Source organism: Hyphobacterium sp. (genome assembly GCF_965217055.1).
Classification (GTDB): domain Bacteria; phylum Pseudomonadota; class Alphaproteobacteria; order Caulobacterales; family Maricaulaceae; genus Hyphobacterium.
Map to the genome: position 1 here is coordinate 390,513 of NZ_OZ244227.1, position 18,447 is coordinate 408,959.

The following is an 18,447-nucleotide window of genomic DNA, read 5'->3' on the forward strand; positions in this document are numbered from 1 at the left end:
ACCGGAGCCCTCTTCTAACTTATTGATATTTCAGCGATATCCGCCGACACCGCCGTCGAGCATGAGCGTCATGTTGGACGTATTGACGAGTTCGCGGCGGTGCTCAACCATCTCGGTATAACGCTCTTCACGGCGCACATAGACCAGTTTCACCCCCGGACCGTAGAGCCGCAGTAGCGAGCGTTCATTGCAATTCCGGCGCGGTTCCTGCGGGGCACAGACGACGCGGCCGCCGGCTTCGTGGCGCAGCGCTTCGCCCTGCTCGCAAACCAGGGTGAAGGCATCGTCGAAAATGTCGGCGCCGTCGACGCGCCAGCCGATGGTTACCTGCATGTAGGTGCCGGACATGCACCGAAACAGCTCGCCAGTGAAATCCTCGGCAACGGCTTCCTCCGGATCCGGGCGGGATGCCGGATGCGGGGTGCCGCGATCATCGAGGCAAACAGCGCGGATAACCCGCCATTCCTCGAGCACGCGCGTGCGTTCTTCCTCCACGAGTTCGGTGACGATCAGGCCGGACACGTTCAGACCGTTGATCGCGGTTGCTGGTGGAGGCGCGCCAAAACTGCCGCCGCCGCCGCCCAGCGAGATTACGGTCGTGCCCCCACCAGCGCCCGCGCGGCCGCCAGCACCGGAGCCGGAATTCGCGTTGGCACCGGCGTTTGCATTGGCATCGGCATTCACATTGGTTGTGACGTTGACATTGGTGTTGACGTTGACGCCGACATTGATGCGCGGTCCGTTGATGCGGATGTCGGGTGTGCGGACGCGGTGACCGCCCCCGCAACCGCCACCATAGCCGCCGCCGCAACTGCCGCCGCCGCCATGATGACCGCCATCTCCGCCGCCACCCCCTGCGATCGCGGGTGCGGCCACGGCCAGCGTGGCGAGAGCAGCGATGAAATAGACTGGCGACGCGCGCATGGCGGTCCTCCCATTTCTATTGCGAGATCAGCCGCACCTGCGCGTTCCCCGCGCAGGCGAGCCCTCACTCTCGCCGCAAGCGTATGGCCCAAGGATTGAAAATACGTTGCCAAAATGACCAATCCCGGCACAGCCGCTGGTTAATGAAGGCGACAAGAATATGATGCACGCGCATTCGAGAACCCTGGTTTCCTATTGGGATGCGAGACGGCGCGATGACGCTGTCCCTGCCCGCGCCGACATCTCGGCCAGCGAACTGAAGGAAATTCTTGGAAATCTTTTTATGTTACAAAGACATGACTCCTCGCACCATGTCTTCCGCCTTGCCGGCACCCGGCTCTGCGAGATCCAGAACCGGGAATTGCGGGAACAGAATTTCCTGTCGCTTTGGCGTGGATATGACCGGGCACAGATGAAGCTGCTCCTGGAATCTGTCCTCGCCAACCGGGCTCCGGCCAATGCCTATGCTATTGCCGAAACCCTCGGCGGGGACAAGATCGAGGTCGAACTGGTGTTCACGCCGCTGGCCTCCAAGGGCGGCGATGTGGACCGCGTGCTGGGCCTCTACCAGCCCTTACAATCGCCCGACCGGTTCGGTCGCCGTCCGGTGATCCGCCATGACCTGACCCGCATGACCCTGCCCGTCACCAAAAACTGGGCGCTGCCCGCCACGCCGCCGCCGCCGGTGCCCAAAGCTGCAAATGACATCTGATCCGGCAAAGTCTTTTTAACGCCCTCGCCATACACTGGCCTTCAAATTGAGGTCAGCAAGATGAGCGGAACCTTTACCCGTCTGGATCGTCGCAAGATCCGTGTCGCCGCCCGGGGCGCAGAAGAAAGGCGCCTGCACAGGCGCTTGCCGCTGCACTTGCAGGGCCGTTATCTCGACTCCCGAGGCCAGGAACAGAAGTGCCGGCTGATCGACATCTCGCCCGGCGGCGCCAAGGTCGCCACCCGAAATCCGCCCATGCCGGGCGATTTCGTCGTGCTGCTGGTCGACGGGCTTGGACGGCTCGACGGCCGTGTCCTGCGCAAGGGCGATAACTGGTTCTCGCTTCAGTTCGCCGCCCATGCACGCAAGCGCGACCGGCTGGCGGACGCCATTACCTGGCGCTTCAACATGGAGCGGCTGGGCCTGTCCGAGGACCGCGCTGCACCGCGCAAATCGAGCCAGGGCCGCGCCGTCATTCACTTCAATGACGGGGTCAAGATCGATGCAGATGTCGTCGATGTCTCGATCTCGGGTGCCGCTTTCGCCGCCATCGAGCGGCCGCGGATCGGCGAGGAAGTGCGCGTTGGCGAAATGCGTGGCCATGTGGCCCGGGTCTGGGAGGGCGGTTTCGCCGTCTCCTTCATGCCGCCCAGCTCCTCATCTGCAAGCGCTGCCTAAGCTGTAACAACTGGCCTCATTCTTGCCGCGTGACGGTTCTAGAAGAGGAATTCGTCTCAAAGTGACGCATGTAATGAGTATGGAAAACGGCCAACCGAGAACGTGGTTTGTGAAGGTGGATGGACGGGTTTACGGCCCGTACACATCACCGCAAATGCGCGGATATATCACCGAGGGCCGCGTAGCAGATTACACGCTGGTCAGCGTGGCGCGCGACGGCGACTGGAAACCCGCCGGCGACGTTGAAATCCTGCAAAGCTGGATCGACGAAAACCGCGAGGTCGCGATGGCCGCAGCGTCGACGGAAGACCCCGCTAATTTGCTTGTGGTCACCGAGGTGAAATCCGGCGTAGATGACGCCGTTTCCTCCGTCCTCAAGCGCTATGGCGAAACGGCGAGCATCGTGCCGGGTGTCTGGCTGGTGCGCGCCCGAACCACGGCTTCGGCCCTGCGCAACGACCTCTCGCACCTTTTGGATCGCGAAGACAAGCTGATGGTCATCGATGCCAGCCGCGATCGCTCGGCCTGGTTCAATTTCTCCACGGATATCGACGCCCGGGTGCGTGAATTGTGGCGTGGAGAGCGGTCGGACTGACCGTGAACTTAACCTGATCGCTGGATGATCTGCAGGCCGCGACTGGCGACAAGCCACCCTGTCCCGTTCCTGACCGGTCAGACCTTGACGGGTTTCAGTTCTGCCTCGTGACGTTTCCAGTTCTCGACATAATGATCGGCAGAGGCCTTCAGTATCTCGTACATGTCGGCTTCGAGCGTGCGGATCACCTTGCCCGGCGACCCGACAACCAGGGAATTGTCCGGAATCTCCTTGCCTTCCGGCAGAAGCGTGTGGGCGCCGATGATGCAATTGGTCCCGATCTTCACCCCGTTGAGCAGGGTCGCGCCAATGCCGATCAGCGAGTAATCGCCGACCGTGCAGCCATGCAGCATGACCCGGTGGCCGACCGTCACGCCCTTGCCGATGACCATCGGATAGCCGTGATCGGTATGAAGCACCGAGTTGTCCTGAATGTTGGTGTCCTCGCCGATCGTGATGTCGTCGACATCGCCGCGCACAACCGAATTGTACCAGACGCTGGCATTTTCCTTCAGCGTTACACGGCCGATCACATGGGCGCCGGGGGCGACCCAGAAATTCCCGCTCTCCGGGGTTTTCGGCGTGTGATCATCAAGGGCGTACAGCGTCATGTGGCTCTCCGGACACGGTGGATGAAATCTCGATGTGAAAGTGCTGCGACGGGCGCGCTTAAGGTTTGTTCACCATACTAGAGTGACACTGTTCATGCGATTCGACACGTCGTCGAATGGCAGACGCTTCGAAGAGGAGGCGAGCGGCCAGTGCGAATTCGACGCACCCACAGGCCTGACAACCGGGGTCCCGACCGTCCTGACTCCGCATCCCCTTCCGCGCATCTCTCATGCCTTGTTTGTTCACGACCCTCGCCTTCCGGCGGGGGTTTTTCAGTTTCAGGAGAGCCCTTCCATGGCGAAACGTTCCGCTAAGCGCCGTCAATCCTCTGGCGAGTTCAATTCCGGCCACTACCAGGACGAACAGACCAAAGTACGCGCGCTCTTTCCGGGGACCAGCTGGTCACCGGACAACAAGGAACCGATGCGCGACCAGAGATACATGAAAAACGTCAAACCGCGCTCCGAGGGCCAGGCCAGGCTGATGGCCGCCATCGACGAGCACTCCATGGTGATGGCGCTCGGTCCGGCCGGCACCGGCAAGACCTATCTCGCGGTCGCGAAAGCCGTGGAACAGCTCGAGAAAGGCGATGTCTCGCGCATAGTCCTGTCGCGCCCGGCGGTGGAAGCCGGCGAATCGATCGGCTTCCTGCCCGGCGCGATGGAAGAAAAACTCGCCCCTTACCTGCGCCCGCTTTACGACGCGCTGTCGGACCGCTTGTCGCCGAAGCGCCTCAAGGCGCTGATGGCGGAAGGCCTGATCGAGATCGCGCCCATCGGCTACATGCGCGGGCGCACGCTCAACAATGCCTTCGTCGTCGTGGACGAGGCGCAGAACTGCACCTATGGCCAGCTCAAAATGCTGCTCACACGGCTTGGCTGGCACTCGACCATGGTGGTGACCGGCGATCCGGCGCAGACCGACCTCCTGCCGGAGATGAGCGGGCTCGCCGGGATTGCCGAGCGGCTCGAAGATGTGCCGGATATCGGCGTCATCCGCCTGCAGGCAGAGGACATTGTCCGTCATCCGCTGGTCGCGTCCATGCTGGACGTGCTGTAGCGGGTTCTTGAGCTAGCTCGAATGAAGCCGGCGGGGTGGGAGAGCGCTCCGCCGGTTTTTTTATCGGATCTCCTCCCACAGCCACTCCGCGGCCTGTTCCGGCGTCTCGCCGTCGAGATCGACCCGGCGATTGGCCTCGCGCATCATCTCCGGCGTGATCGCATTGACCAGCGGGGCGAGCGCTGCGGCGACCGCATCGTCTGCGGCGGCGTCCGGTGACAGCAGGATCATCGCGTCATAGGGCGGCAGGATGGCGCGCGGGTCGTCGAGCACGACGAGATCATAGGCGGCGATCCGCCCGTCCGTCGTATAGGCGGTGATGACATCGACCTGGCCGTCGCGCACCGCGCCATACATGAAGGTCGAATCCATCGGCCGCGGCGTCGCGTCCTGCAAGCCGTAAGCGTCCCGCGTGCCGGTCCATTCCGGCCGGTTGAAAAAGACGGTGTCGGCGCCGATCGTCACCCCCTGCCCGGCCAGGTCGGCAATCGTTTCGACGCCGAGCCGGTCGGCGCCGTCGCGGCTCATGGCAAAGCCATAGGCGTTTTCAAAGCCGAGCGAGCCGGGCGAGTAGATGCCGTATTGCGCGAGCAGGAATGCGTTGACCTCCGCTATCATGCGATAGCGGCCGACCATGTCCTCGCGGCGTAGCGTGTTGGTCCAGAGCGTGCCGGAATAGTCGACCGAGACATCGATCTCGCTATTGGCGAGCGCGTCGAAAATGACCGCCGTTCCCAGCCCGTCGCGGCGCTCGACGATCGCCCCCTCCGCTTCCAGCACGCGTTCGATCAGGGCGGCGAGAATGTATTGCTCGGTGAAGGGCTTGGACGCGACCGCGACGCGGCGGCCCTCGAGCCCGACCGCTTCGGCGAGGACGGTCTCGCCGGTCTGCCGCGAACCGGTATCGAGCCAGCCCGGCGCCAGCGCGGCGCCGATCAGGACGACAGCGGCGAACGTCGCCAGTCCGGCGATCATCCGGTCGCGGCGGCGCGCCGCGATCTCGTAGCTGCGCACGATCTGGTCCAAGAGGATGGCGAGAAGGGCCGAAACGACACAGCCGAACAGGACGGCCGTCCAGTTGCGCGTCTGCAGGCCGGCGAAGATGTAATTGCCGAGGCTGGCGGCACCAACCGGGGTGGCGAGCACAGCGGCCCCGACCACCCAGACGACGGCGGTCCGGATGCCGGCGACAATGGTCGGCAGGGCGAGTGGCAGTTCGACATCGAGAAGCGCCTGCTTTCGCGTCATGCCGACCCCGCGCGCGGCTTCACGAACCACCGGGTCCACCGCCTGCAGGCCGACAATCGTATTGCGCAGGATCGGCAGGACGCCATAGAGCGTCAGCGCGACAAAGGCCGGCGCAAAGCCGATCGTGCCGCCCAGCACCGGCACCATCAGGGCCAGCAAGGCGAGGCCGGGAATGGTCTGCAGGGTCGAGGCAATGCCGAGTGCGGGACCGGCCAGCCAGTCGCGGCGCGCGGCGAGAATGCCGAGCGGCAGGCTGACCAGGATCGCGGTCGCGATGGCCGCCATGGACAGGCGCATATGGCCGCCGAGATAGTCCGGCAGAACCGCGAAGGCCTCGGCGAGCTGCGGGCTCATGGCGCGCGCTCCAGCGCGGCGACGGCTCTCGCCTGTCTGGCCGGTGCGGCCAGCAATTCGGTGACATACGGATCGGCAGGGCGATTGACGAGATCGGACGGGGTGCCGGTCTGCACGGCGCGCCCGTCTTTCATGACCATGATCCTGTCGGCGAGCAGCAGCGCCTCGGCCATGTCGTGGGTGACCATGACGGCGGCAAATTGCAGGCGGTGCTGGAGCGCAACGAAATCTTCCTGCAGGCCGGCGCGGGTGACCGGGTCGAGCGCGGAAAAGGCTTCGTCGAGGAGAAGCAGCGGCGGCTCGACGGCGAGCGCGCGAGCGATCGCAATGCGCTGGCGCTGGCCGCCGGACACCTGGTGCGGGAAGCGGTCTCTGAAATCGTCGGGGTCGAGACGGACCAATTCCAGCAATTCGTCGACGCGCGCGGCGATGCGCGGCTTGTCCCAGCCGAGGAGGCGCGGTGTCACCGCAATATTCTGCGAAGCCGTGAAATGCGGGAACAGGCCGTCGCCCTGCATTACCCAGCCGATCTCGCGGCGCAGATCATGGGCGTCGATGGCCATGACGTCCCGGCCCTGGAAACAGATTGTACCGTCCGAGGGCTCGATCAGGCGGTTGATCGCCTTGAGCGTGGTGGTCTTGCCGGAGCCGGATTCGCCGACAATGGCGACCAGCTCGCCTGCAGCGACCGACAGGGAGACCGCGTCGGCGGCGATTACGCCGCCGGGATAGCGCTTGGTCAGTCCTTCGACCCGAAGGACATCATTGCCGTTGCCGGCTGCGCTCAAGCCTCTTCCAGGTCGATGTCGAGAATGGTGATCTCGAAGGAATAGCTGGTCTCGCCCTCGTCCACGATCTTCTGGACAACCCCGAGGCATTCATCGGCGATATGGATCTCGGCGCATTCATCCGCGCGCTGCCGGCGCTGGACGAGCATTTCCGGGTTGAGCTTCTTTTGAAGGAAAGCCTGCAGCTTGGCGGCTTCCTCGGCGGTCACGAAGTTGGACACGTGCGTAGATTCCTCAATGTCTGATTCCGTCCCGGACCATAGCCCCGGCGCCCTTCAAGGCAAGAGCCGGGTCAGTCGGACGGGTCGAGCCTCTGATCCATGGTGCGCGCCGGTTCATGGCAGCGACCGCCGACGGGTTCAGCGGGCACACCGGCCACGGTGCAGTGCGCGGGCACGTCCTTCAACACGACGGAACCTGCGGCGATACGCGCTTCCTCGCCCACCGCAATGTCGCCGAGCACTTTCGCGCCGGCGCCGATCAGGACACCGTTTGCGATCTTGGGATGGCGGTCGGTGTCGGTCTTGCCGGTGCCGCCGAGCGTGACGCCGTGCAGCAGCGAGACATTGTCGCCGACCACCGCCGTCTCGCCGATGACGACGCCGGTGGCGTGGTCGATCATGATACCCTGCCCGATCCGGGCTGCGGGGTGGATGTCGACGCCAAAGCGCTCGGAAATCCGGCTCTGCAGATGGAAGGCGAAGATGTCGCGTCCTTCCGACCACAACCAGTGCGCAACACGATGGGCCTGCAGCGCAAGGAATCCCTTGAAGTAGAGGAAAGGCTGCAGGAAGGACTGGCAGGCCGGGTCGCGCTCCTCGATGGCGACCATGTCGGCAGCCGCACGGCGGGCGATCTCCGGGTCAGCCGCGATGGCCTGCTCGACGACATCGCGCGCCAGCATGGCATCGAGCTGGGCGTCGGCGAGCTTCGAGGCGAGCCGGTAGGCGAGCGCGTCCTGGAAACGGTCGTGACGCAGAATGGCGGCATTGAGGAAGCTGGCGAGGATCGGCTCCTCGGCCGAGGCCTGGGCGGCGGCAATGCGCAAATTGGACCAGACCGAATCCGGCCCGTCTGCGAGTTTGAGCGTTTCTGCGGGCATGTCTTACTCCCGGTTCAGCATGGCCTGCGCAAGCGCGGGGGCGAGCCGGCCGGTTTGCGCCATGTAGTGTGCCTTGAGGATCATTGCCACCGAGCACAGATCGCGGATCTCGCCGGACATGACGGCATCCAGCGCCGCGCGAAAAGCCAATCGGCGCGGTGTGAGCTCCTCGGTGCCATCCGGTTCGGCCTCGCCTTGCGTCAGCCCGGTCGCGATGAAGCCGAAGGCCAATTCGTCGCTGATCGAGTTGGAGACTTCCGCCTGCAGGATTTCCTGCCAGTGGTCTGCGGTTAGCCCGGTTTCCTCTTTCAGTTCGCGCTTGGCGCTGTCGAGCGGGGCCTGTGATTTCGGCCCGCCTCCTTCCGGAATCTCCCAGCTGTAATTGTCGAGCGCGAAGCGTGGCTGGCCGACGAGCATGGTCGTGCCGTCGGCAAACAGCGGCAGGATGAGGATGGCGAAATTCTTCGGCGACATGACGGCGTAGGTGCCGGGCTTTCCGTCCGGGCGCGTGCCGTCATAGGTATTGAGCTCCAGCCAGGGATTGTCGAAGACCGTCGTCTTCGCGTCCACCGTCCATCCGCCACGCCTGATCATGCCGTCTCCTGCTTGCCATGCAGGGCTTGGCTTAATCCACGGCCTGCATAAACGCACCCCGTTTCACGCGCTTTTTAAGCCGGGCCTCGAAGTCGCGGCGTTTCTGGCGCGCCTTGGTCAGCACGACAAAAGCGGCCGGGGCGAAGATCAAGGCCAACAGGGCTGAGCCCGCCACGCCGCCGGCCACGGCCGCGGCAAAGGGAAGCCAGAAGCTGTCACCCGACAGGATGAGCGGGGTGAAGCCGCCAATCGTGGTCAGCGTGGTGGAGATGATGTGCCGCGTGGCATCGACCACCGTGTCCTCGATGGCAAGCAAGTCGAGCGAATTGGAAGCCGGGCTGGCGCGCAGGGCCGAGAGCACCACGATGGTGCCGTTGATCGACAGGCCGACCAGGCCCATCGAACCGACGATGGCATTGAAGCCCAGCGGCGTGCCGAACATCCAGACGCCGAACATGGCGAGCCCGACCGACAGGAAGCCGACGACGAAGACGACACCGGCGAAGCGGAAGGAATTGAAGGCCAGCACGACCGAGCCGATCATCAGGATCAGCAACGGGCCAGCGGTTCCGAACAGGTTTCCGAGCGCATCTCCGCGCGCTTCGGCCTCGCCGCCGATCTGTAGCGAATAGCCGGGCGGCAGCTCGACACCCGCGGCATCGAGGCGTGCAAGGAAATCCTCAAGCACCGGCGCCGGCAGGCTGAAGGGTTCGAGATAGGCATAGACCGGGTTCATCCGGTCGCCATCCTGGCGTCGAATGCTGGCGACTTCAGGCGACAGGCCAACCTCGCCGAGCGCAGAAACCGGAGCCGACAGGATGCCGCTCTCCGGCGCCGTTAGCAGGGGCGCAGACGCCAGATCACTGACGCTGGCGCGGCGGTTTTCTGCGGCGATCACGCGCACCGGCATTTCCTCGACGCCCTCGAGAATGGATCCGCCGGGGACGCCGTCGAAATCGGCGCGCAACCGGCTGGCGAGATTGTCCAGCCTTATGCCGGCCAGCTCGGCGGCAGCCTCGTCGATATTGACCCGCGCCACCGGTTCGCCCATGCGCATGCCGGCCACTGTGGTGGTGACCCCCGGCGTGGTCGCCAGGATCTGCCGGATCTGGTCGCCCAGCGCATCCAGCGTGGCGAGGTCGGGTCCGAAGATCTTGAGCTCGATCGGCGCGGCGGTGGGCGGTCCCTGTTCGAACGGCAGGGTGAGAAAACGCGCCTGCGGGAAGGCAGCGATCATGTCCTGCTGCAATTGCGGCAGCAGGGATTCGGTGACTTCAGCCGATTCGGTCCGGACCCAGCCGGCGGCGAGATAGGGCGCTGCGCTTTCATTGCCGATGACATTGTAATAGGTGCGCGGCGGGCTCTCGCCGAGGGTCCAGCCAACATCAATGACGCCGTCATAGGATTCGATCAGCTCGGTGGCTCGCAACACCTGGCGGCGCGTCTCGCCGATCGACGTATTGCTGGGCAACACCATCTCGACCTGGAACATGTCGCGGTCGGTCGGCGGGAAGAATTGCATGGGCAGGGTGGTGGCGGCGGCGAAGCCCGCCACGGGGAGGATCACCCCGCCCACCAGGCCGACCCAGGGGCGGGATGTCACGGCCTGAAGGATTCCGCGATAGAAATACTCGAGCGGCTTGAACCGCAGTCCATCGCGCAAGAAGGAATGCCGGCCCTCGGCATAATTGTCATGGTCGAACCAGCCGGCAAAGGCCGGCACAATCGTCATGGCCAGGATGAAGCTCGCCGCCACGGCAAAGATCACCGAGACACCGATCATGCCGATGAACTCGCCTGCTGCCCCCGGCATCAGCGCAATCGGGGCAAAGGCAAAAATGGTGGTCAGCGTCGAGGCGAGCAGCGGACCGAACAGGTGTTTCAGCGACTGGTCGATGGCATCGAGCGGCGGCAGGCCCTTGGCGCGCTTGAGCTGGTATTCATCAACCACGACAATGGCATTGTCGATCAGGAGGCCAAGAGCGACGACCAGGCCGGTCACCGACATCTGGTGCAAAGGTTCATCGAAGACCCGCACCAGGAAAAGCACGAACAAAACCGTCAGCGGCAGCGCCGAGCCGACGATCAGTGCAGCCCGCCACCCCATCAACAGGAACAAGACTGCGAACACGATCAGCGCCGAATATCCGAGATTGACCGACAGGCCGTTGAGCCGCGATTCCACGTAATCGGACTGAGCGAAAACGATATCGACGGAAATGCCGGGGTTCTCGTCGGCAAAGGCGGCAACCACGTCCCGCGCGCGATCCGACCAGACATCGACACGCAGTTCGGGCTGCAGGAATCCGGCGACGTAGATCACCCGATCACCGTTGAAATAGGCCATGGACGAAGCCGGTGTACGAATGCCGCGCTCAATCTCTGCGATATCTCCAAGACGGACGAAATCGCCATTCTGGGATTCGATCACGGGAACGGTGCGGATGCGGTCAAGCGTCTCAAACTCTCCGCCGATCTCGACATTCAGATTAACGTCGTTTGAGCGCAGCTCGCCAGCGGGTGTCTTGGCATCGGCCTGCGAGATTAACCCGGCGAGATCACCGACAGTCAGGCCTAGTGCGGCCAGTGCGTCGGGATCGGCGAGCACACGAATTTCCTCGTTCGCAATGCCGTAGATTTCTGTTTCTTCGGTGCCCGGTATGTTCAATATCCGGTCCTCGAGATCGCTTGCAAGGCGCGACAGGATGGCGAGGTTGGGCTCGCTGCCTGCGGTCCAGCCGAGCGCAATGATCATGGTTGCAGCGCCGATATACTGGCGTTGCACATCGGGATCGCCGGCTTCGGGTGGCAAAAAGGGGCGAACCGCATCGACCTGTTCGCGGATCTGCGTCCAGGTCTGGTCGACTTCCGTGGCGCTGAGATCCTCTCGGATATTGATATTGATCAGCGAGATGCCGGAGCGCGAGGTCGAGATCACCTCGTCGATCTCAGCCAGTTCGCGGATCGAATCCTCGATCGGATCGGTAATCAGGGCTTCTACGCGTTCGGCAGAGGCGCCCGGAAACGGTATGACAACGACACCAAAGCGCTCGGTCAGGCTGGGGTCTTCCTGCCGGCCCAGCGTGAACAGCGCGCCAAGCCCAGCAATGGTCAGCAGGAAAACGGCCAGTATGGAGAGGCGCGAAAGCCGGTAGAATAGTGTGGCCATCGGATTTATTCCTCGACCGGAATGACACGCTGGCCGGGCGTCACACGCTGCAGGCCAGAAGAGACGATCATCTCCCCGTCGCTGACCGCACCGCGCACGAAGGCGCGGTCGACCTCAACGCGCAAGGTCTCGACAGCCCGCGGTTCAAGCGTCCACCAGCCGCTGTCGTCGCGCACGAGCGTCTGCACCGACCATAATCCGCGACGCGCCTCGGTCAGGGCACTGGTCGGAACCCAGAAGCCCCTGCTCTCAATTCCGGTCTCGAGCTGCAGCCGCGCGACCTCACCGGAGCGTGCCTGTCCGGCATCCACGTCGAAGATCGCGGTCACGGTGCGAGTGCGGACGTCGACCACGCCAGTCGCGGTGCGGAAGGTCGCGGTAATCGGTCCGGCACCGGTGGTAAACGGGTAGGATTGTCCCTCGACCAGCGTCGCCGCCGCCATTGCCGGCAATCCGATGCGAATTTCCAGCGCGGTGTCTTCGACCAGGCGCAGAACCGGCGAACCGGGCGCAGCAATCGCCCCTTCGTCGGCCATGCGGGCCGTCACGACGCCGCTGAACGGTGCGGTAATGCGCGACAGGACGAGTTGCGCCCGCAAGGCGTTTGCCTGAGCCGCTGCGGCAGCACGGCGCGCTTCGGCCGCCCGCGTATTGGTGGCCACCTCGTCGAATCGCTGTTGTGAAATGTGACCGCGTTCCAGAAGGGTACGTTGGCGCTGTTCGGTCGCGCGGGCGATTTCGACCTGAGCCTGGGCTTCGTTGGTTTGCGCGTCGGCGGCGGCAATCTGCGCGGTGAGCGTGCTGGTATCGAGCCGTGCCAGCGTGTCACCGGCTTCGACCCGGTCGCCGATGTCGACGGCAATTTCGGCAATCCGGCCGCCGCTTTCAAATCCCAACTCGCTTTCGCGCCGGGCGGCGATCAAGCCCGGATAGGCTTCACTGATCGCTGCGTCGTCGCGGTAATCGACGGTGAGCACGCGGACCGGCATCGCGCCGGCCTCGCCTTGTTGAACGTCGGCCTGAGCGGCCCGGGATGCGGATACGAGCACTACGATCGCGGCAACGCCCAGCGCCGCCAGGAGGACAGCCATTCCTGCGCCAATTGATTGAAGCCGGTCTTTCAATGCTGACATGAGATTGCCCTTCGTGCCGGGAATTTCGGCTCGCTGTATAGAGCAATGTCGCGCGTTTGAAAAGTGAACAGTGTTCACTTTTTTGCATATCGCCTATGCGTCAGGTTTTGAGGCCGCGGATAATCATGTCTGTGTGGAAGTCGATGACTTGCTGGCGTGTCACATGTTCCGAGCCCGGCATCGAGGCCGGGAAATCATCGATAGAGGCCATAAGCGTGGCCAGACCGTGAACACTGGCCCAGACGCTCTTGGACGCGACCAGCGGGTCCATATCGCGGAAAATACCCTTCCCGATGCCGGAGCGGATCATGTCGCACAGCATCTTCTCGGCATGAAATGCGAAAGAGCCCTCATGGACTTCCTCGTCCTTGTTCCAGAAGGAAAAGGCCATGATGTAATGGTTCGGCTCTTCGAGCGCGGTCTCGATATAGACCTTTCCGCAGCGCGCGCACAGCACGTGTTCGTCGCCACCTTCCTCGGTGGCTTCGCCCATGCGGCGGATCAGCCGTTCGAAGAACAGCTCGCGCATCTCGGAAAACAGCGCTTCCTTGGAATCGAAATATTTGTAGATCGCCGCCGGCGAGTAATCGATGGCTTCCGCCAGGCGGCGCATGGATATGCCCTGTTCGCCTTCCTTGGTGAACAGCGATTCCGCGGCCTCGATAATGGCGTCGCGGACTTTCAGTCGGCGGCGCTCGGCTGGCGTAAGGCTATCAATGGTGACTTCAGCGTTCATACGGATTCCAAGAGCTATCTGCTTCGCGGTTCTGGTGCCGCTTCACACCTCCATATAAGGTTCCAATTTCGAAAACGTCAAAATCCCGCAACAGGACGCGTATTAATGAAGCCGAGCGAAACGCCCGAATTTACGCCCGAATTTCCCGGACAAGGTGAGCGTCTTGCGGCGCATCACAAGAATCCGGAAACACTGTCGCTGTTAGCGCGCCGGCGTTCGACCGCGGCGATCTGCCTGCGTGACCCGGGCCCTACTGCAGAGGAGCTAGATTGCCTCCTGCAGATCGCGGCGCGTGTCCCCGATCACGGCAAGATGGCGCCCTGGCGCTTCGTGCTGTTCCAAGGCGAGGACCGCGCGTATTTCGGGGAGGTTCTGGCCAAGATCTGGGCCTCGGAGAACGAGTCGGACGAAGCACGCCTGGAACTCGAGACGCAACGCTTCCTGCGCGCGCCACTCGTCATCGGCGTGATCTCGCGGGTGCTGGAAAAGCACAATATCCCGGAATGGGAGCAGATCCTATCCGCCGGCGCCGCCTGCCAGAATTTGCTGATTGCCGCACAGGCCATGGGATATGGATCGCAATGGCTGACCGAGTGGTATGCCTACCACCCGCAGGTGAAAGACACGCTGGGCCTGCGCTCCGGCGAACGGGTGGCCGGGTTTATCTATATCGGTTCGACCGATGAAGAGCCTGTCGAACGGGTCCGGCCGTCTCCCGAAATCGGCATCTGGCGGGGTTAGCCGCGGCCGCGATAGGGCGGCACGCCCTGGTCAGGCACCCAGACGCCTTTAGGCGCCTGGCCGGTCTGGTAGAAAATGTCGATGGGGATGCCGCCACGCGGATACCAGTATCCGCCGATGCGCAGCCATTTCGGCGACAATTCGTCGACCAGGCGCTGAGCGATCATCATGGTGCAAGCTTCATGGAAGGCACCGTGATTGCGGAAGCTGGCCAAATAGAGCTTCAGGGATTTCGATTCGACGATCCAGTCCGCCGGCACATAATCGATCACCAGATGCGCGAAATCCGGTTGCCCGGTGACCGGACAGATCGATGTGAATTCCGGGCAGGTGAAGCGTATGACGTAATCCGCCGCGGCCGGGTTCTCGACCCGCTCCAGCGCGGCCTCTTCCGGAGACGTTGCGATCGCACCCTCGCCGCCGAGCATCTCCAGCCTATCGTATCGTTTGTCGCTCATGACCGTTTCCCTATGTGCCGCTTCACATTATTGCAAGCAGCGCATGTCGGGCATGGTCAGAGCGGTTATTGCCATGTATGAGGGCGAAAATTTCATCGAACCCGCCAGCAGTTGCGGGCAACATTTTCGGGAGCTGTCTGATGCGCATTGGTGCACCCAAGGAAATCAAGGTTCGTGAAAACAGGGTCGGACTGACCCCGGATGGCGCCGCCGAGCTGGTCCGCGCCGGTCACGAGGTCGTCGTCGAGACCAATGCCGGGGCGAATATCGGCTTCACCGACGCAATGTACGAGAAGAGCGGCGCGAAAATCCTGCCTGACGCCGCCGCGGTGTTCGAAGCGGCCGAGATGATCGTCAAGGTGAAGGAACCGCAGCCGTCGGAAACCGCGATGCTGACCGAGAACCATGTCCTCTTCACCTATCTGCACCTGGCGCCGGATCCGGTCCAGACGGAAGGCCTGCGCAAGTCGGGCTGCATCGCGATCGCCTATGAAACCGTGACCGATGCCGACAACCGCCTGCCACTGCTGAAGCCGATGTCGGAAGTGGCGGGGCGGATGTCGATCCAGGTCGGGGCGCACTGCCTGGAAATGCGCCAGGGCGGGCGTGGCATGCTGCTCGGCGGCATTCCCGGCGTCACGCCCGCGAAAGTCGTCATTCTCGGCGGCGGCGTCGCCGGCACCCATGCGGCGGAGATGGCCGTGGGCGCGCGCGCCGATGTGACGATCTTCGACCGCTCGATGAAACGGCTGGCCGAGCTCGACACGCAATTCGGCGGAACGGCGAAAACGGCGTTTTCCACTCCGGCCGCTGTGGAAGCCGCCTGCCAGCAGGCCGATCTAATCATCGGCGCAGTGCTGATCCCGGGCGCCGCTGCGCCGAAACTCGTTACCCGCGACATGCTCAAGGGCATGAAGGACGGGGCGGTCCTCGTGGATATCGCGATCGACCAGGGCGGTTGTTTCGAGACCTCGAAAGCGACGACGCACGACGATCCGATCTTCATCGTCGACGGTGTCGTGCACTATTGCGTGGCGAACATGCCGGGCGCGGTCGCGCGGACTTCGACGCTGGGCCTAACCAACGCCACCCTGCCCTTCATGATGGCGCTGGCGAACAAGGGCGTGAAAAAGGCGCTCAATGACGACCCGCATCTGGCACGCGGTCTCAACGTCGCGCACGGCGAGATCACCTATGAGCCTGTCGCCAGGGATCTGGATGTGCCTTACGTCAAGCCGGACTGGCTGACGTCGATCTAGGTCCGCCCCTGTCGAGGTCAGTGATTGCGCAACGCCTTGATGAGCTCGGACTTGTCCATGTCGGAGCGTCCGTCGATGCCCAGTTCCTGCGCGCGTTCATAGAGCTCGTCTTTCGACCAGTATTCATGGGGTGGCTGCTTTCCGCCCTTCTTGCCGGGGTTTTGGCGATCGTTCGCCAGGGCATTGGCGATTCGCGCCGCCTTTTCCTTGCTGGCGCCGTCCTCGCGAAGGGATTGGTAGGTGTCTTCATCCTTGATGCTGGGATTGGCATTAGCCGACTCCATGACTGATGGCTGCGGGATTGGCAGCCGTTTCAAGACATGGAACGGATGATCGGGGGGCTGAGTTCCGACTAGCCGCAGATGCGGGCCTTGGCCGTTTCATACTCGGCGGCCAGCTTGTCGATATATTCGGCCGCGCCCATCACCTCTTTCATCGCGCCAATGCCCTGGCCCGAGCCCCAGATATCCTTCCAGGCCTTGGTCGAGGACGATCCGAAATTCATCGCTGACGGGTCGCTTTCCGGCAGATTGTCCGGGTCGAGGCCGGCATTGCGGATCGAGCCCTTGAGGTAATTGCCGTGCACGCCTGTAAACAGGCTGGAATAGACGATGTCGTCGGACGTGCCCTCGACAATGCCCCGCTTGTATTCCTCGGTAGCGCGCGCCTCTTCGGTGGCGATGAAGGTCGAGCCGATATAGGCGAAATCCGCGCCCATCGCTTCGGCAGCGAGGACCGCAGCACCATTGGCAATTGAGCCGGACAGCGCGAGCGGGCCGTCGAAGAAATCGCGGATCTCCTGAATCAGCGCGAAGGGCGACTTGACGCCGGCATGGCCGCCAGCTCCCGCACACACCGCTATCAGACCATCCGCGCCCTTTTCCAGCGCCTTCCTGGCGAAGGTGACATTGATGATATCGTGCAGGGTCTGGCCACCCCATGCGTGGACCGCGTCATTGAGTTCGACGCGCGCGCCCAGCGAGGTAATGACCAGCGGCACCTTGTATTTCTCGCAGGTCGCGAGATCGGCTTCGAGCCGGTCATTGGAGCGGTGAACAATCTGGTTCACCGCATAGGGCGCAGCAGGGTTGTCGGGATTGGCCTTGTTATGGCTGTCGAGCTCGGAGGTGATTTCGTCGAGCCATTCGTCGAGCTGGCTTTGTGGCCGCGCATTGAGTGCCGGGAAGGACCCGACAATGCCCGCCTTGCACTGGGCGATCACCAGTTTCGGATTGGAGATGATGAAAAGCGGCGCGCCGATGACGGGTATCCGCATATTCGGCGCGATCTTCTGCTGGTTCGACATGTCTGCTCCCGGCCCCTCCCCGGCATCTCGCCGGGTGAACGTTGTTCAACTTGCGGGAAAGGTAGGCGGGTTGTTCCAGGCGGTCCAGTTGGCGTTGGCGTCAACTTTCAGCCACCCCGGGCCTTACACCGGCTTCGCATCGACATGCGCCCACATGTAAAGCGCGAGATAGGAGCGGTACGGCGCAAAGCGCTGCGCCGTGCGCACCGTCTTGCGGCGTTTCGAGGTCAGGCGCTCCAGCGTCTTGCGGGCGGCGACATCGCCGTCCGGCCAGATGTCCGGCTCGCCGAAATAGAACATGTTCATCATGTCTGCGGTCCATTGGCCGACGCCCCAAATGGCGGTGATGTGTTCGGCGCGCTCTGTCGCCGGCAAGCCGCGCAGCATCTCGTCATCGAGGCCACCTTCGCGTGCCAGGGCGCCAATCTCGCAGATCGCCTTCGTCTTGGCGCCTGAAAGGCCGCAGCTGCGGAGCAGGTCCGCGCGGGAATGACAGAAATGCTCGACCAGGGGCGTGTTGCCTGCACTGGCCTCGACGCGGCCCCAGATGGTCTTCGCCGCCGCCACGGAGAGCTGCTGACCGGTGATCGATCGGCTCAGGGCAACAGCGAAAGGCAGATCGGAACGCGAATGCATTTCGCGCGGACCAACGGCCGTGATCGCCGCGGCGAGCTCCGGGCTCAGCTCGCTGGCGGTCTCGATGAAGCGGGTGTGGATGGCGCGCATGGCCGATTGTTATCCGGTGCTGGGCGCGGCGTCACCCTCTGCCCTCGCTCGCGATTTCCGACGGACTTGCCAGCCGAAGCTCGCGTGCAACTGACAGATGCTGGCATCCTCCAACACTCCAGCCTTGAGCGCGTTTCATGTGAGCACGGCCCGCCGCAACTGCGTTGGTTCTTGGCGTCCGGGCCGCGCACAACGGAAACAAAGCAGGAGTCACATTCACCGACCAAATTCGGTCCCCCGGACCGAATTTCCC

The 18,447-nt window shown here is 63.3% G+C and carries 20 protein-coding genes; 6 read left to right on the forward strand and 14 right to left on the reverse strand.

The window, feature by feature from the left end:
- Positions 1-30 precede the first annotated feature (30 nt).
- The gene (locus ACOOFN_RS01925; protein WP_420433127.1) at positions 31-924 is read right to left on the reverse strand and encodes a hypothetical protein; all 894 of its coding nucleotides are present in this window, start codon (positions 922-924) and stop codon (positions 31-33) included.
- Between the two features lie 160 nt (positions 925-1,084).
- Between ACOOFN_RS01925 and ACOOFN_RS01930 the strand changes: the two genes are divergently transcribed.
- The 3 genes from ACOOFN_RS01930 (at position 1,085) to ACOOFN_RS01940 (ending at position 2,909) form a co-directional block, all read left to right on the forward strand.
- Positions 1,085-1,636: a PAS domain-containing protein gene (locus ACOOFN_RS01930; RefSeq protein WP_420433129.1), complete on the forward strand. Its 552-nt coding sequence runs from the start codon at positions 1,085-1,087 to the stop codon at positions 1,634-1,636.
- Positions 1,637-1,696: 60 nt separating this feature from the next.
- Positions 1,697-2,314 (forward strand): PilZ domain-containing protein, encoded by a 618-nt coding sequence (locus tag ACOOFN_RS01935; RefSeq protein WP_420433131.1) that lies wholly within the window; start codon positions 1,697-1,699, stop codon positions 2,312-2,314.
- A 79-nt stretch (positions 2,315-2,393) separates the two neighbouring features.
- A complete protein-coding gene (locus ACOOFN_RS01940) occupies positions 2,394-2,909 on the forward strand; it encodes a DUF4339 domain-containing protein (protein ID WP_420434983.1) in 516 nt (171 codons plus the stop codon).
- A gap of 77 nt (positions 2,910-2,986) precedes the next feature.
- Here the strand turns inward: ACOOFN_RS01940 and ACOOFN_RS01945 are convergent, their stop codons facing one another.
- The gene (locus tag ACOOFN_RS01945) at positions 2,987-3,520 is read right to left on the reverse strand and encodes a gamma carbonic anhydrase family protein (RefSeq protein WP_420433133.1); all 534 of its coding nucleotides are present in this window, start codon (positions 3,518-3,520) and stop codon (positions 2,987-2,989) included.
- Positions 3,521-3,815: 295 nt separating this feature from the next.
- On the opposite strand from ACOOFN_RS01945, the gene ACOOFN_RS01950 reads away from it, so the two are divergent.
- Positions 3,816-4,580: a PhoH family protein gene (locus ACOOFN_RS01950; protein ID WP_420433135.1), complete on the forward strand. Its 765-nt coding sequence runs from the start codon at positions 3,816-3,818 to the stop codon at positions 4,578-4,580.
- Between the two features lie 60 nt (positions 4,581-4,640).
- Here the strand turns inward: ACOOFN_RS01950 and ACOOFN_RS01955 are convergent, their stop codons facing one another.
- The 8 genes from ACOOFN_RS01955 to ACOOFN_RS01990 form a co-directional block, all read right to left on the reverse strand.
- Positions 4,641-6,182 (reverse strand): ABC transporter permease/substrate-binding protein, encoded by a 1,542-nt coding sequence (locus tag ACOOFN_RS01955; protein ID WP_420433137.1) that lies wholly within the window; start codon positions 6,180-6,182, stop codon positions 4,641-4,643.
- Entirely contained in the window at positions 6,179-6,970 is a 792-nt protein-coding gene (locus ACOOFN_RS01960; protein ID WP_420433139.1) for an ATP-binding cassette domain-containing protein, read from the reverse strand. Before ACOOFN_RS01960 ends, ACOOFN_RS01955 begins: the two co-directional genes overlap by 4 nt.
- Entirely contained in the window at positions 6,967-7,191 is a 225-nt protein-coding gene (locus ACOOFN_RS01965) for a DUF3126 family protein (protein WP_420433141.1), read from the reverse strand. Before ACOOFN_RS01965 ends, ACOOFN_RS01960 begins: the two co-directional genes overlap by 4 nt.
- A gap of 71 nt (positions 7,192-7,262) precedes the next feature.
- The gene (cysE, locus tag ACOOFN_RS01970; protein ID WP_420433143.1) at positions 7,263-8,072 is read right to left on the reverse strand and encodes a serine O-acetyltransferase; all 810 of its coding nucleotides are present in this window, start codon (positions 8,070-8,072) and stop codon (positions 7,263-7,265) included.
- Positions 8,073-8,075: 3 nt separating this feature from the next.
- Positions 8,076-8,666: an NUDIX domain-containing protein gene (locus ACOOFN_RS01975; RefSeq protein ID WP_420433145.1), complete on the reverse strand. Its 591-nt coding sequence runs from the start codon at positions 8,664-8,666 to the stop codon at positions 8,076-8,078.
- A 31-nt stretch (positions 8,667-8,697) separates the two neighbouring features.
- Positions 8,698-11,835 carry an efflux RND transporter permease subunit gene (locus ACOOFN_RS01980; RefSeq protein ID WP_420433147.1) on the reverse strand — a complete coding sequence of 1,046 codons (3,138 nt, stop codon included), beginning with the start codon at positions 11,833-11,835 and terminating at the stop codon, positions 8,698-8,700.
- A gap of 5 nt (positions 11,836-11,840) precedes the next feature.
- On the reverse strand, positions 11,841-12,926 hold the full coding sequence (locus ACOOFN_RS01985; protein ID WP_420433149.1) for an efflux RND transporter periplasmic adaptor subunit: 1,086 nt from the start codon (positions 12,924-12,926) through the stop codon (positions 11,841-11,843).
- Positions 12,927-13,068: 142 nt separating this feature from the next.
- Positions 13,069-13,704 (reverse strand): TetR/AcrR family transcriptional regulator, encoded by a 636-nt coding sequence (locus ACOOFN_RS01990; RefSeq protein ID WP_420433151.1) that lies wholly within the window; start codon positions 13,702-13,704, stop codon positions 13,069-13,071.
- A gap of 105 nt (positions 13,705-13,809) precedes the next feature.
- Here ACOOFN_RS01990 and ACOOFN_RS01995 point away from each other — a divergent pair, with 105 nt between their 5' ends.
- Positions 13,810-14,445 (forward strand): nitroreductase family protein, encoded by a 636-nt coding sequence (locus tag ACOOFN_RS01995; RefSeq protein ID WP_420433153.1) that lies wholly within the window; start codon positions 13,810-13,812, stop codon positions 14,443-14,445.
- On the opposite strand, the gene queF is transcribed toward ACOOFN_RS01995, so the two are convergent.
- Positions 14,442-14,903, reverse strand: coding sequence for a preQ(1) synthase (queF, locus tag ACOOFN_RS02000; protein WP_420433155.1), 462 nt, complete (start codon positions 14,901-14,903; stop codon positions 14,442-14,444). The two genes, ACOOFN_RS01995 and queF, sit on opposite strands and share 4 nt — an antisense overlap.
- 140 nt (positions 14,904-15,043) lie before the next feature.
- Here queF and ald point away from each other — a divergent pair, with 140 nt between their 5' ends.
- A complete protein-coding gene (ald, locus tag ACOOFN_RS02005; protein WP_420433157.1) occupies positions 15,044-16,162 on the forward strand; it encodes an alanine dehydrogenase in 1,119 nt (372 codons plus the stop codon).
- A gap of 17 nt (positions 16,163-16,179) precedes the next feature.
- Here ald and ACOOFN_RS02010 read toward each other — a convergent pair whose 3' ends face one another.
- The 3 genes from ACOOFN_RS02010 to ACOOFN_RS02020 all read right to left on the reverse strand — a co-directional run bounded on the left by ACOOFN_RS02010 (position 16,180) and on the right by ACOOFN_RS02020 (position 18,194).
- Positions 16,180-16,446 carry a DUF7218 family protein gene (locus ACOOFN_RS02010; RefSeq protein ID WP_420433159.1) on the reverse strand — a complete coding sequence of 89 codons (267 nt, stop codon included), beginning with the start codon at positions 16,444-16,446 and terminating at the stop codon, positions 16,180-16,182.
- A 68-nt stretch (positions 16,447-16,514) separates the two neighbouring features.
- Entirely contained in the window at positions 16,515-17,468 is a 954-nt protein-coding gene (locus tag ACOOFN_RS02015; RefSeq protein ID WP_420433161.1) for an NAD(P)H-dependent flavin oxidoreductase, read from the reverse strand.
- 123 nt (positions 17,469-17,591) lie between these two features.
- Positions 17,592-18,194 (reverse strand): DNA-3-methyladenine glycosylase family protein, encoded by a 603-nt coding sequence (locus tag ACOOFN_RS02020; RefSeq protein ID WP_420433163.1) that lies wholly within the window; start codon positions 18,192-18,194, stop codon positions 17,592-17,594.
- Between the last annotated feature and the right edge of the window lie 253 nt (positions 18,195-18,447).